The sequence below is a fragment of the Streptomyces sp. NPDC032161 genome, assembly GCF_040636995.1.
Taxonomy (GTDB): Bacteria; Actinomycetota; Actinomycetes; order Streptomycetales; family Streptomycetaceae; genus Streptomyces.
In genome coordinates this window covers 1,145,587-1,158,499 of record NZ_JBEZVN010000001.1, presented here as the reverse complement: position 1 = coordinate 1,158,499, position 12,913 = coordinate 1,145,587, and the positions used below count along the sequence as shown (strand labels likewise).

The window sequence follows — 12,913 nt, the reverse complement described above, 5'->3', positions numbered from 1 at the left end:
CCCTTCGCTGGTGCGTCGCGTGATGCCGTCCGTCGCCACTGTACGATCGACTTGGTCGAGTGACAAAGTCGGGTGACATGTTCAGCCGATCACCTTGTTAGGATCGGTCGCATGGCTCACGTAAGCGCCGCCGACCGCCGCCCCCAGCTCATCGCGGCGGCCATCGATCTCATGGGGCGGGAGGGGGTCGCGGCGGGCAGTACGCGGGCCATCGCCTCGGAACTGGGGGTCGCCCAGGCCACCGTGCACTACACCTTCGGGGCCAAGGCGGATCTGTACCGGGCCGTCCTGGAGAGCCTGTCCGCCGAGATGGTGGCCGGGGTCCGGGAGGCGTCGGGGCGCAGCTCCGAGACGTTCGAAGAGGCGTTCCGCGCCATCGGGGGCGCGCTGTGGCGTCAGCTCTGCGAGCGCCCGGAGCGGCATCTCCTGATGCACGAACTCGTCACCTTCGCCCTGCGCAGCGCGGAGCTCAGGGGCGTCGTCGAGCGCTACTACCGCGACATCCAGGAGACGGCGGCGGGGATCATCGCCGAGGCCGCGGAACGGGCCGGGCGGGTGCCCGCCGTGCCGCCGATGGAATTGGCGCGTTTCTTTCTCTCCGGGTTCGAGGGCCTCTCGCTGGAGCTCCTGGTGCGCGGCGGCCGTCCCGAGGCGGACATGGAACGCTCGATGGAACAGCTGACGGCGGCGACGGTGGCCCTCGCGGTACCGGGCGGGCCACCGGCTCCGTCGCCGCCGACGGTGGGCTGAGGTCCGCCGGGCGCCGCCGGTGCGCCCCGCGGGCTTCCCGGTGGGCGTGGGCCGGGGACGATTTTGACCCGCACAGGGGGCGACGGTAGTCTGCTGCTTTGTTATGCGTATTGGCTTGGTCGTTCTCACGCGAGGGGCCCTTACGCCGGTCCACCGGGCCGATGACCAGCGGCAGGCACTCGGGTTGCGTCCCCGTGGAGCCGCCAGGGCTGGTGCGATCGGCCGGGTGGCCTTGTCAGGACCCACTCACTGAAGAAGCGAAGGCTACGACCGTGCGTACGTACAGCCCCAAGCCCGGAGATGTGACGCGCCAGTGGCACGTCATCGACGCCCAGGACGTCGTCCTGGGCCGTCTGGCCACCACGGCCGCGAATCTCCTCCGCGGCAAGCACAAGGCGATCTACGCCCCCCACATGGACATGGGCGACTTCGTCATCATCATCAACGCCGACAAGGTCCACCTGTCCGGCAACAAGAAGACCCAGAAGATGGCGTACCGCCACTCCGGGTTCCCGGGGGGTCTCCGCTCCGTCCGTTACGACGAGCTGCTCGCCAAGAACCCCGAGAAGGCCGTCGAGAAGGCCATCAAGGGCATGATCCCCAAGAACAGCCTGGGCCGACAGGTTCTCTCGAAGCTCAAGGTCTACGCGGGCGACCAGCACCCGCACGCTGCTCAGCAGCCGGTCCCGTACGAGATCAGCCAGGTCGCGCAGTAGTTCCGGCCTCCCCCTAAGACCAAGAGAAAGATCTGAGGAGAATCGTGGCCGAGACCACTGTTGAGAACCCGGTCGAGGGCGAAGAGGTTTTCGCCGAGGTGACCACCTTCGAGTCGGAGGTTCCCGTCGAGGGCGAGTACACCAGCGAGTCGCTGGCGTCGCGCTTCGGCGACCCGCAGCCCGCCGCCGGCCTCGGCCGTCGGAAGAACGCCATTGCCCGCGTCCGGATCGTTCCGGGCACCGGCAAGTGGAAGATCAACGGTCGCACCCTTGAGGACTACTTCCCCAACAAGGTGCACCAGCAGGAAGTCAACGAGCCCTTCAAGGTGCTCGAGCTCGACGACCGCTACGACGTCATCGCCCGCATCTCGGGCGGCGGCGTCTCGGGTCAGGCCGGTGCCCTGCGCCTCGGCGTGGCCCGTGCGCTGAACGAGGCGGACGTCGACAACAACCGCCCGACGCTGAAGAAGGCCGGCTTCCTCTCCCGCGACGACCGTGCGGTCGAGCGCAAGAAGGCCGGTCTCAAGAAGGCCCGCAAGGCGCCGCAGTACAGCAAGCGCTAATCCGCCTGCTCGCCTGCTTTACACGTTCGCCCCGGCGGCACACCTCGTGCTGGCCGGGGCGTTCGTCTATTGGCACCCCCGGGCGTATAACGGCATGAGGCGTTCATACGCTTTTAAGCGCACGGGTGTGGTGCTGTTGCGACCCGTGTGCTCCGTGTGCCGTTTCTGCGCGGTGCTCCGGATGCCGGCCCCGGGTGGTGCTCGGCGTCCGGCACCGTGTGGTGCGCAGGGGGCGGCTGCATTGCTTTGCTTTGGTTTGTCTTGGTTTGTTGTGCGGTTTCGAAGCATCTTCGGAGGACACCAGTGGGACGACTCTTCGGCACGGACGGTGTGCGCGGTGTCGCCAACGCGGACCTGACGGCCGAGCTCGCGCTCGGACTGTCGGTCGCTGCGGCGCATGTGCTCGCCGAGGCGGGCACCTTCGAGGGGCATCGGCCGACCGCCGTGGTGGGGCGTGACCCGCGTGCGTCCGGGGAGTTCCTGGAGGCCGCCGTCGTCGCCGGGCTCGCCAGCGCGGGCGTGGACGTGCTGCGGGTCGGGGTGCTGCCGACCCCCGCGGTGGCGCATCTGACCGGCGCGCTCGGCGCCGACCTCGGTGTGATGCTCTCCGCCAGCCACAACGCCATGCCGGACAACGGCATCAAGTTCTTCGCCCGCGGCGGTCACAAGCTCGCCGACGAGCTGGAGGACCGGATCGAGACGGTCTACGAGCAGCACCGCACCGGCGAGCCGTGGACGCGTCCGACGGGTGCCGGGGTGGGCCGGGTCACCGACTACACCGAGGGCTTCGACCGGTACGTGAACCACCTCGTCGGCGTCCTCCCGAACCGGCTCGACGGGCTGAAGGTCGTCCTCGACGAGGCGCACGGCGCCGCCTCCCGGGTCTCGCCCGAGGCGTTCGCGCGGGCCGGCGCCGAGGTCGTCACGATCGGAGCCGACCCGGACGGCCTGAACATCAACGACAACTGCGGATCCACCCACCTGGACCTGCTGAAGGCCGCCGTCGTCGAGCACGGCGCCGACTTCGGTATCGCGCACGACGGCGACGCCGACCGCTGCCTCGCCGTGGACGGCGCGGGCGAGGAGGTCGACGGCGACCAGATCCTGGCCGTGCTCGCACTCGCCCTGCGCGAGGCCGGCAAGCTGCGCAAGGACACCGTGGTCGGCACGGTCATGTCCAACCTCGGCTTCAAGATGGCCATGGAGCGGGAGGGCATCGAACTCGTCCAGACCGCCGTCGGCGACCGCTACGTGCTGGAGTCGATGAAGGCCGAGGGGTACGCCCTGGGCGGCGAGCAGTCCGGCCACGTCATCGTCCTGGACCACGCGACGACCGGCGACGGCACGCTGACCGGCCTGCTGCTGGCGGCCCGGGTGGCCGCGACCGGCCGCGCGCTGGCCGACCTGGCGGGCGTGATGCAGCGGCTGCCGCAGCTGCTGATCAACGTTCCCGACGTGGACAAGTCCCGGGTGGACACCGCCCCGGAGATCGCCGCCGCCGTCGCCGAGGCCGAGGCCGAGCTGGGCTCCACCGGTCGCGTACTGCTGCGCCAGTCGGGCACGGAGCCGCTGGTACGGGTCATGGTCGAGGCCGCCGACATCGAGCAGGCGCGGGCGGTCGCCGAGCGGCTGGCCGACGTGGTGAAGTCGGCGCTCGGATGATTGGAGGCGGCACGGCCCGCCGAGGTGCGGGCGGCCGGCCGCCGCGACAGCCCTCAGAGCCTGTCGGGTGACCTCTGACCGGGGGGCCACGCCCCCCGGCACACATGCCTCCGGCGTTGCCGGAATGCCCACGTAGCTCCACTACGAGGACACCCGGCGCCTCGGGATCGTACGGACCGTGCCGCGTCCGCTTTCCGGCCGAAGGTCACCCGACGGGCTCTCGGCCGCCGGCCGGGCGGGCCCTGCGACCCGCCCGGCGGCGGCGGGCAGCCCACAGGGCCTTCTGGACCAGCAGCGTCAGGGTTCCCGCGACCACGATCCCGCCGAGGTTCGCCAGCAGCTGGGACACCGAGCCCGACATCTGGGCGTAGTCGCCGTAGCTGAACGCCGCCGCCGCGTTGGCGGCGGCCGGTACCGTCGTCACGGAGATGGCGACCCCGATCAGCGCCCCGGACTTCGCCGACGTGAGCGAGAGCGTCCCGGCGATCCCGGCCAGGAACGCCACCACGAACGACAACGGGTCCGGCTTCCAGATGAACGAGGTGTTGGGCCGGTCCGCCTCGATCATCGCGTAGGAGAACTGCCCGAGGGCGTCCATCAGCCAGATGAACCCGGCGGTCAGCACCATCGCGACGGCGAAGCCGCCGATCAGCGCGTACAGCGAGCGCAGCGCGAGCCGCGGGGCGCGCTGCACCATGGCCGTCGAGATCCCGGCCAGCGGCCCGAACTCCGGGCCGACCGCCATCGCGCCCACGATCAGGATCGCGTTGTCGAGCATCACACCGCAGGCCGCGAGCATCGTCGCGACCGCGAGGAACGCCACGTACGTCACGCTGAACGTGGACTCCTCGTGGGTCGCCTCCGTCAGCTCCTCCCACAGCACCGCGTCCGCGCCCTCGCCCGGCGCCTCCCGCTCCGCCCGGTCGGCGTGCGCGGAGAGCGTGAGGTCGAGGTTCTCCAGGCTGATCGACCCCTGCTCGTCGATCCCGAGCCCGCGCAGCGCGCCGATCAGGTCGTCGCCCGCCTCGCGCGCCACGTCGCACAGCACCATGTCACCGGCCGGGTCGCGGGCCACCCCGGGCATCACCACCAGGTGTGCCGTACCGGCGGTGCCCTCCACCAGGCGCACCACCTCGTCCGTACGGTCGGCCGGGACGATCAGGCGCAGATGCAGCACGCGACGGGCTCCTCGACGAGGGGGACGGGTGAGGGGAACGACGGACGGGGACGCGGGCCGTCAGAGCTTGCGCAACGACAGCCGCCTGACCTTGTGGTCCGGTCCCTTGCGCAGCACCAGGGTGGCACGGCCCCTGGTGGGGGCGACGTTCTCCACGAGATTCGGCCGGTTGATGGTCCGCCACGTCGTCGCCGCGTACGCCATGGCCTCCTCCTCGGAGACCTGGGTGTACCTGCGGAAGTACGAGGACGGGTCCTGGAACGCCGTCGCGCGCAGTTTGCGGAACCGGTCGAGGTACCAGGTCTCGATGTCCTCGGTGCGCGCGTCCACGTACACGCTGAAGTCGAAGTAGTCGGCGAGCCCGACCCTGGTCCGTCCGTCCTTGCCGGGCAGCGCGGGCTGGAGCACGTTCAGCCCCTCCACGATCAGGATGTCGGGGCGGCGCACGGTGAGCCGTTCGCCCGGCACGATGTCGTAGATCAGGTGCGAGTAGACGGGCGCCGTCACCTCGTCCTTGCCCGCCTTGATGTCGGCGACGAACCGGGTCAGCGCCCGGCGGTCGTACGACTCGGGGAACCCCTTGCGCGACATCAGCCCGCGCGCCTTCAACTCCTTCATCGGCAGCAGGAAGCCGTCCGTGGTGACGAGTTCCACCCGGGGGTGCTCGGGCCAGCGGGCCAGCAGCGCCTGGAGGATGCGGGCCGTGGTGGACTTGCCGACCGCGACACTGCCCGCCACCCCTATGACGAACGGGGTGCCGTGCTGCTCGCCGTGGCCGCCCACCGCCTCCCCGAGGAAGGTGTTCAGGGCGCCGCGCAGGCCGGAGGTGGCCTGGACGTAGAGGTTGAGCAGCCGGGAGAGCGGCAGGTAGACGTCCCGGACCTCGTCGAGGTCGATGACGTCGCCGAGCCCGCGCAGCCGCTCCACCTCGTCGGCGGTCAGCGGCAGTGGAGTCCTGTCGCGCAGGGCGCTCCATTCGGCGCGTGACAGGTCGACGTACGGCGTCGACGCGTGTTCGGCGCGTCGCTGGGTGCTCCGTGGCGGCGAGGTGATCACACGTTCATTGTCGCGGGAGTTCGAACGGAGCGGGGGGTGCGCTCGGTCACGTGGGGTGCACGTCGCCCGCCGCGCGGGCGGGCCCCAGGGGGAGGCGGGCGTCCAGGGTGTGGTGACCGGGGCGGTCGGTGGCGCAGGTGAGCCGGCCGCCGACCGCGGCGACCCGCTCGGCGAGGCTGCGCAGACCGATGCCGGGGGAGGGAGCGGTGGCGTCCGGGGCCGGTACGCCGTCGTTGGTGACGGTCAGCCGGACCGACTCCGGACCCACCCGGACCAGCAGCGCGCACGACCGGGCGTCGCTGTGCCTGAGGACGTTGGCCGCCGCCTCGCGCACCACCGTGGCCAGCACGGTCTGGAGCGGTGCGGGGAGCGCCGCGCGCGGCAGAACGGTCTCGGTGCGGACGCCCGCCGACTCCAGGAGCGTCCGGGCGGACTCGATCTCCGTCTCCAGGGACAGGCAGTGGTAGCCGTGGGCGACCGTGCGCACGTCGTCGAGGATCTGGCGCATCCCCCGCAGCGCCTCGGCCAGTTGGTCGTGGGCGGTCTCCGGCCTGCCGTCGAGCAGCCGGTCCGCCAGCTCGCACTGGAGGATGACCGCCGACATCCGCGGGCCGACCAGGTCGTGCAGATCGCGCGCGAAGCGCACCCGTTCGCCCACGACGATCCGGCGCCGCTCGGTGGCGGAGAGACCGGCGGGTGCTCCCGCGGCGGCTTCGGCGGAAGGGCCGGAAGCGGGAAGGGCGGAACCCGCGAGGGCGGGCGCGGGCGGTGTGGTCAGCGGTTGTGGCACGGCATCCCCGCTCTGCTGTCGTCGACTGCTCCTGCTGCGGGGAGTTTCGCCGGGGCCGCTATCACTGCACTATACGAACCGGGCGGACGTGCTCCGTTCCCTGGTACACAGAACGGCGGACCGCCGCGGTACCGAGGGGGAGACAGGGGGACGCATGCAGCGGATCGTGCTGGCCGAGGACATGCACGTGGTACGGGTGGCGCTGGCCGCGCTGCTCGACCTGGAGCCGGACCTGGAGGTGGTGGCCCAGGTCGGCCGGGGCGACGAGGTGGTGCCCGCCGTGATCCGTACGGGCGCCGACACCGCGCTGCTCGACATCGGGATGCCGGGCATGGACGGGATCGCCGCCGCGGCCAGGCTCCGGGAGGCGGTGCCGGAGTGCCGGACGCTGATCCTGACCGGGATGCCGCAGCCCGGCCGGCTGTGGCGGGCCCTGGAGGCCCAGGTCGGCGGATTCCTGCCGAAGGACTCCTCGCCCGAGCAGCTGATCGACGCGGTCCGCAAGGTCGGGGCCGGACGGCGCATCATCGATCCCGAACTGGCCATGGCCGCCTGGGAGATCGGGGACAACCCGCTCACCCCGAGGGAGATCGAGGTGCTCGGACGGGTCGCCGGGGGCGCGGAGGCCGCCCAGATCGCCACCGCCACGAACCTCTCGGTGGGCACGGTGCGCAACTACCTCACGACCATCGTGAACAAGCTCGGCGCGCGCAACCGCGTCGACGCCCTGCGGATCGCCCGCGAGAACGGCTGGCTGGCGTGAACGCCGACGGAGCGCGGGAGCGGGAGCGGTCGGCCGGCACCGGTCCGTTCACGAGCACCGTGTCCCGCCGGCGGGACTCTCCCAGGTCGTTATAGGGCCTTCATCGGGGATCACGCTGTACTGCCACCATGCCAACGACACGACGCGCGCGGGCGCGGGCGGGGGCCGCTGCGGGCGCGCCCGGCGGCGGTCTGCACGCACAGGACCGGTCCGCCGCGCACTGGGCGCTCGACTACGCCCGGCGGCTCGCCGACCGGCACCCCGCGCACCACCGCATCCTGATCCAGACCAGCATGTCCCCGACCGGCTACTTCCACATCGGGAACTTCCGGGACACGGTCTGCGCGCACCTGGTGCACCGGGCGCTGACCGGGATGGGCCGCCGGTCGGCGATCCTGCTGAGCTTCGACGACTACGACCCGGTGCGCGAGAGCCAGGCCGCCCGCGACCCGGAACTCGCCGGGTACGGGGGACGGCCGCTGGCCGCGCACCGGGAGCGGGCCACCCGGATCTGCCGCGCGTACCTCGCGGAACTGAGGGCCGTGGGCATCCTTCCGGCCGACGCCGACGAGGACGGCCGGACACCGCCGGGCTCCGCGTGGGAGACCCACTACCAGTTCGAGCGCTACCGCGCGGGCGAGTACCGCGAGCGGCAGCGACGGTTCCAGCGCGACGCGGGGCGGCTGGCCGACCTGCTCGGCAAGGACGACGAGCGCGACCTGTTCGCCGTGTACTGCCTCCAGTGCGGCCGCAACGACACCGAGATCCACGAACTGGGCGCGGCGGCGGCCCGGTACCGCTGTCTGTCGTGCGGCGCCGAACTCACCGCGCGCGACCCCGCCGTCGTCAAGCCGTCCTGGGCGGTGGACTGGGCCCTGCGGGTCGCCCACGAACACATCGACTGCGAGCCCGCGGGACAGGACCACTGCAGCGCGGGCAGCACGATGGACCGCACCCGCCCCGTGTACGACCGCTATCTGCGCCGCCCGCAGCCGGTCATCGTGCCGTACGGTCTGGTGCGCGGCGAGCGGGGCGGCGGCAAGGTGTCCGGCTCGCGCGGCGGCGGCCCGTACGTCCGGGACCTGCTGACGGTGTACCCGCCGGTCCTGGTGCTGTGGCTGTACGCCCGCGGCAACTGCCTGTCCGACTTCCGGCTCGGCTTCGGCCCCGGCGCGTTCTTCGGCGCGTACGACGCCTTCGACCGGTTCGTGCGCGCGGCGGAGCACCGGGAACGGGCCCGTGTGCTCTGGGAGTTGCTCGGCGACGAGGCCCGGGCCGGACGCGCCGCGCTGCCCCGCATGCGCTCGGTGGTCGGCGCGCTCTACTCCCACGGCGGCCGGACCGCCCCGGCCCTGCGTCACCTGGAACGCCGCCACCCGGAGGCGGCGGGCGAGCTGCTGGCCGAACGGGTGCGGCACGCGCGCAACTGGCTGAGCACGCACGGACACCGGCGCTACTGGGGCGAGCCCGACGCCGCCGGGGGACGGGGGCGCACGGACACCGCCGGAGCCGCGGAAGCCGCCCGTACGGGACCTGCCGTCGCTACGCTCATCGACGGGCTGCGCACGCACGACGGCCCAGGCGCGCCCCGTGCCGCCCGCACCCGGGAGGACTTCCGGGAGATCTACGGGGCGCTGTTCGGCACGGCGCACGGGCCTCGGCTCGACACCCTCGCCGACGCCCTGGGCCCCGCCGTGCTCGCCGACGCCCTGGCCGCCTACCGCGACCACGGACGGCGCCCCCTGCTGGGGAAGCCGTCCGCCCGCCCCGAACCCGTGCTCCAGGAGGCCGTACCGCATGCGGGCTGAGATCTTCACCCCCGGCGAGGAACCCGCCCCCGACGGCTGGGACGCCTTCGTCCGCGCCCGGAAGGGCTGCGCCCTGTGGGAGGAGTCCCTGCTGGAGGCCGCCGCGTGGGGCAGCCCGCGGCCGCTGCGCGCGGGCCTGGTCCGCGACGCGGGCGAACCGGTGGCCGCGTTCTGCGGGCTCCTCGGACTGCTGCCCCCGACCCGACGGTTCGCCGTGCCCGGCAGGCCCCGCCCGCCGGCCTGGTTCCAGACGCATCTGCCGAACAGCTTCAGCCGGGGCCGGATGTACGCCGCGGAACTCGGCCCCGCCGCCCGCACCGCCGCGCTGCGCACCTTCGAACGCGCGCTGCGCCGACGGCTGGGCGTCCGCTGCCTGGGCGTCCTGCACCTGGACGTGGAGCGCGACGAACTCGCCGAGATCTCCGGCACGTTCACGGTGCGCCGGGCGACCGCGCCCTGCTCGGTGCTGCACAACCGGTGGGACTCGATGGACGCCTACTTCGCCGGGCTGCCGCGCACCCGGCGGCGCAGGCTGGCCGCCCTGTACGAGCGGATTGACGGCGACCCCGGACTGACGACCGGACGGGTGACGGCCGTCGACCCGGTGCGGGCCAGCCGTCTCGACCAGCTGACCCGGATGAAGCACACCCGCCGCCCCGGCGCGACCGCGCCGCTGCTGCCCGTCTACTTCGAGCGGCTCAACTCCCATCCCGGGGCCGCCTACTTCGCCCACCGGGAGCGCGCGTCGGGCCGGCTGCTCTCCCTGGACCTGGTGCTGGACGTGCCGGCCGGCTGGGCCACCACCGTGACCGGTTCGGACGGGACCCGCGACCTGTACCTGGACCTGTACCTGCGCGAGATCGACCGGATGATCGGCGCCGGGGTGCCCGCGGTGGAACTGGGGCCCGGCATGCGCGAACTCAAGGAGTCCTTCGGCGCCGTCGCCGTCCCGCGGAACGCGGTCGCCGTCCCCTTCTGACCCCGGAGAACTCGTCCCGAGGGGGAACCGGTTCGTGACGCGGCCGCCCCCGGAAGGAACCCGAACACGGCACATCGCCGAGAGACCGAGAGAGATGAGAACCGCATGGAGTTCACCGCCGCCCTCGACCGCCACCTGGCCGCCATCGGCGCCCGCGACCTGGACACGTACATGGACACGGTCCACGACGAGGCGACGTACATCCTGCCCAACGGGAGGACCGTGACCGGCGCCGAGGACGTCCGGGCCTTCCACCAGAGCTGGTTCCAGGACCCCGACTGGACGATGGAGACGGAGGTCACCAGCACCCGGGTGCACCAGGACACCGCCGTCGCCGTGCTCCGCGTCGACTACCGCGACCTCGACCCGGAGGGCAAGCCCTACCAGCTGAACTACCTGCTCAGCCTGGTCTTCGCCCGCTCGGACGGCCGCTGGCTGCTCGTCCACGACCAGAACACCCACTGCTGACATGGTCGGAACATCCCAGCCCGCGCGCCCGCCGCGCACGCGTCCCCGGCACGCGTATCCGCGTCCCACCTACGCGCGGACCGTGCGGCGCGCCCTGCGCACGGTCCCGCACTACCGGGAGCGGTACGCCGCCACCGGTGCGCTGCCGCCGCTGACCCGCGCGGAGGCGGACGAGCGGCGCCACCTGCTGATGCCGTTGGGCGAGGCGTCGCCCGCCCGCCGCGATCCCGGCCTGCCGGTGGCCGAGCGCACCGCCGAGCTGTACGAGGCGCTGCGGCTGGCCGGTCACCGCACCAGGGGTCTGGATGTGTACGAGGTGGCGCGGTCGCTGCGCGACCCGGTGCGGGCCCACGGCTCCACCTGGCGGGTCCTGCTCGACGCCACCGCGCACACCGACCCGTACGCGGAGCCGGGCGTCCGGCCCGGCGCGCTGCCCGAGGGTCCCGCCCTGGTGGTCGGGGACCCCGGGACGCCGGGTGGCCGGGACCTGGTGCGGGTGGCGCGGACGAGTCTGGCCGAGGCGGCGGGCTCCCGGCCGCCTCGCGGCTCGCTCTGGTACGAGCCGTGGCTCGGCCATCTCGGCGCGGTGCCCCCCTCCTGCGGGGAACTGCACCTCAACACCGGGCGGGTGCACGCGCGGCTGCTCGGCGACACGACCGTGCTGACCCTGCTGCGCAGACGCCGCCCCACGTTCGTGCACGTGTGCCCGGAGGCGGCGGAACGGTTCCGGCCGGAGCGCTGTCCCGTGCACGGCACCCCGATCGTGCGGAGAACGCCATGACCCCGGGTCTCTCGCCCGTCATGAAGCTCGGCCCCGTGCTGCGCAACCTCGTGCGGACCGTGCGCCTGGACCGGGCCGGGCCGGAGCGGCTGGCCGAGGAGCAGCGGCGGCTGCTGGTCCGCCTGGTGCGGCACGCGCAGGCGCGGGTGCCGCGCTACCGCGAGCTGATCGACCCGGCGACGGCCGCCGCGTTCCGGGGCCCGGAGGACCTGCCGGCCCTGCCGGTCCTGGACCGTACGGACCTTCATGCCGTACCGGCCGAGGAGCTGCTCGCGGCCGGGTTCACCGTCGCCTCCACCAAGCCGGGCACCACCAGCGGCTCGTCCGGCATCCCCATCACCATCCGCAACTCCGAGCGGGACCTGGGGTATCTGCGGGCCTCGTACCTGTACGACATGCTGGCGTCGGGGCTGCGGCCGTGGGACCGGATGGCGTACTTCCGGGTCAATCCGTTCCTGAGGCACCCGCTGGAGCGGTTCGGGGTGCTGCGCACGTTCCACATCGACACCAGCGCCACCCTGGACGAGCAGGTGGAGGCGTTCCTGGCGGCCCGGCCGACGTTCCTGGTCGGCTTCCCCCATGTGATCGCCTCGATCGTGGACGAGCTGGAGCGGCGCGGGGTGCGGTACACCGGCGCGCGCCGGGTGCTGTTCGGCGGTGAGCGGCTGACGCCGACCGCGCGGGCCCGGGTGCTGGGGCATCTGGGGGCGCGCTGCGACGAGGTGTACGCCTCGGTGGAGGTGTTCACGGTGGCCCGTACCTGCCGGCGCGGCGCGCTGCACCTGCGGAGCGCGGACGTGGTGGTCGAGGTGGAGCGGGACGACGGTTCGACCGTCCTGGCCGACGGCAGCCGGGTGGTGGAGGGCGAGATCCTGGTGACCCGGCTGCACAGCGAGGCGATGCCGCTGATCCGCTACCGGCTCGGCGACCGGGTGACGGTCGGCCCGGCCGACTGCGGCTGCGGGCGGGCGACCCCGGTGGTGCTGCGGGTGCAGGGGCGCAGCGAGGACCGTTTCCGGGGTGCGGACGGGCGGGAGTTCTACGCCGACTTCCTCACGTTCAAGGTGCAGGGCTTCCCGGAGGTGGCCCGGATGCAGCTGGTGCAGCGGCGGCCCGCCCAGGTCACCGTCTCGGTGGTGCTGTCGCCGGACGCGGAGGCGTCGGTGGTCGACCGGATCGCGGAGTCGGTGCGGGAGGCGGTGCCGGAGTTCGACGTGACGGTCGAGCGGGTGCCGTTCATCGCGCCGGAGCGCAACGGGAAGATCAAGATCGTGAAGGTGGTGAGGGAGACGGAGGCGCAGGCGTAAGGGCTGTCCCGTAATCCCTGGTGGGTCGGCGCGCGGCGTCGGATGCGGTGCATCGCGAGGCGGAGGGGCGCCCGCATACTGGATGTATGCGGG

Annotated in this window: 13 protein-coding genes; 10 read left to right on the top strand and 3 right to left on the bottom strand. The window is 72.7% G+C overall.

Translation table 11 applies throughout. The annotated features are described in order from the left end of the window. Positions 1-111 precede the first annotated feature (111 nt). From AB0E67_RS04925 to glmM, 4 genes are all read left to right on the top strand, one after another. Entirely contained in the window at positions 112-750 is a 639-nt protein-coding gene (locus AB0E67_RS04925) for a TetR family transcriptional regulator (RefSeq protein WP_362020977.1), read from the top strand. Between the two features lie 272 nt (positions 751-1,022). After that, positions 1,023-1,466: a 50S ribosomal protein L13 gene (gene rplM, locus AB0E67_RS04920; protein ID WP_073786810.1), complete on the top strand. Its 444-nt coding sequence runs from the start codon at positions 1,023-1,025 to the stop codon at positions 1,464-1,466. A gap of 44 nt (positions 1,467-1,510) precedes the next feature. Further along, positions 1,511-2,029: a 30S ribosomal protein S9 gene (rpsI, locus tag AB0E67_RS04915; protein ID WP_073786812.1), complete on the top strand. Its 519-nt coding sequence runs from the start codon at positions 1,511-1,513 to the stop codon at positions 2,027-2,029. A 303-nt stretch (positions 2,030-2,332) separates the two neighbouring features. Next, complete coding sequence (gene glmM / locus AB0E67_RS04910; protein ID WP_362020974.1) at positions 2,333-3,691, top strand: phosphoglucosamine mutase; 1,359 nt, start codon at positions 2,333-2,335, stop codon at positions 3,689-3,691. 205 nt (positions 3,692-3,896) lie between these two features. Here the strand turns inward: glmM and AB0E67_RS04905 are convergent, their stop codons facing one another. The 3 genes from AB0E67_RS04905 to AB0E67_RS04895 are packed head-to-tail and all read right to left on the bottom strand — an operon-like array spanning position 3,897 to position 6,714. Then, a complete protein-coding gene (locus AB0E67_RS04905) occupies positions 3,897-4,868 on the bottom strand; it encodes a DUF389 domain-containing protein (protein ID WP_362020971.1) in 972 nt (323 codons plus the stop codon). A gap of 60 nt (positions 4,869-4,928) precedes the next feature. Further along, on the bottom strand, positions 4,929-5,924 hold the full coding sequence (gene coaA / locus AB0E67_RS04900; RefSeq protein ID WP_362020968.1) for a type I pantothenate kinase: 996 nt from the start codon (positions 5,922-5,924) through the stop codon (positions 4,929-4,931). A gap of 46 nt (positions 5,925-5,970) precedes the next feature. Further along, on the bottom strand, positions 5,971-6,714 hold the full coding sequence (locus tag AB0E67_RS04895) for a histidine kinase (protein WP_362020965.1): 744 nt from the start codon (positions 6,712-6,714) through the stop codon (positions 5,971-5,973). Positions 6,715-6,868: 154 nt separating this feature from the next. Here AB0E67_RS04895 and AB0E67_RS04890 point away from each other — a divergent pair, with 154 nt between their 5' ends. The 6 genes from AB0E67_RS04890 to AB0E67_RS04865 all read left to right on the top strand — a co-directional run bounded on the left by AB0E67_RS04890 (position 6,869) and on the right by AB0E67_RS04865 (position 12,820). Continuing rightward, positions 6,869-7,477, top strand: a complete 609-nt coding sequence (locus tag AB0E67_RS04890; protein WP_362020962.1) for a response regulator transcription factor — start codon at positions 6,869-6,871, stop codon at positions 7,475-7,477. A 128-nt stretch (positions 7,478-7,605) separates the two neighbouring features. Further along, on the top strand, positions 7,606-9,285 hold the full coding sequence (locus AB0E67_RS04885) for a lysine--tRNA ligase (protein ID WP_362020960.1): 1,680 nt from the start codon (positions 7,606-7,608) through the stop codon (positions 9,283-9,285). Next, positions 9,275-10,264 (top strand): hypothetical protein, encoded by a 990-nt coding sequence (locus AB0E67_RS04880; protein ID WP_362020957.1) that lies wholly within the window; start codon positions 9,275-9,277, stop codon positions 10,262-10,264. The genes AB0E67_RS04885 and AB0E67_RS04880 overlap by 11 nt, the downstream gene beginning before the upstream one ends. Positions 10,265-10,369: 105 nt before the next feature. Then, on the top strand, positions 10,370-10,732 hold the full coding sequence (locus tag AB0E67_RS04875; protein WP_362020955.1) for a nuclear transport factor 2 family protein: 363 nt from the start codon (positions 10,370-10,372) through the stop codon (positions 10,730-10,732). A 1-nt stretch (position 10,733) separates the two neighbouring features. Beyond that, entirely contained in the window at positions 10,734-11,513 is a 780-nt protein-coding gene (locus AB0E67_RS04870; protein WP_362020952.1) for a hypothetical protein, read from the top strand. Continuing rightward, positions 11,510-12,820, top strand: coding sequence for a phenylacetate--CoA ligase family protein (locus AB0E67_RS04865; protein ID WP_362020949.1), 1,311 nt, complete (start codon positions 11,510-11,512; stop codon positions 12,818-12,820). Before AB0E67_RS04870 ends, AB0E67_RS04865 begins: the two co-directional genes overlap by 4 nt. Positions 12,821-12,913: the final 93 nt, after the last annotated feature.

Bases quoted from the DNA above. Each gene is read 5' to 3' on its own strand.
- AB0E67_RS04925 (WP_362020977.1), top strand. From the start codon at position 112: ATGGCTCACGTAAGCGCCGCCGACCGCCGCCCCCAGCTCATCGCGGCG.
- AB0E67_RS04890 (WP_362020962.1), top strand. From the start codon at position 6,869: ATGCAGCGGATCGTGCTGGCCGAGGACATGCACGTGGTACGGGTGGCG.
- AB0E67_RS04885 (WP_362020960.1), top strand. From the start codon at position 7,606: ATGCCAACGACACGACGCGCGCGGGCGCGGGCGGGGGCCGCTGCGGGC.
- AB0E67_RS04880 (WP_362020957.1), top strand. From the start codon at position 9,275: ATGCGGGCTGAGATCTTCACCCCCGGCGAGGAACCCGCCCCCGACGGC.
- AB0E67_RS04875 (WP_362020955.1), top strand. From the start codon at position 10,370: ATGGAGTTCACCGCCGCCCTCGACCGCCACCTGGCCGCCATCGGCGCC.
- AB0E67_RS04870 (WP_362020952.1), top strand. From the start codon at position 10,734: ATGGTCGGAACATCCCAGCCCGCGCGCCCGCCGCGCACGCGTCCCCGG.
- AB0E67_RS04865 (WP_362020949.1), top strand. From the start codon at position 11,510: ATGACCCCGGGTCTCTCGCCCGTCATGAAGCTCGGCCCCGTGCTGCGC.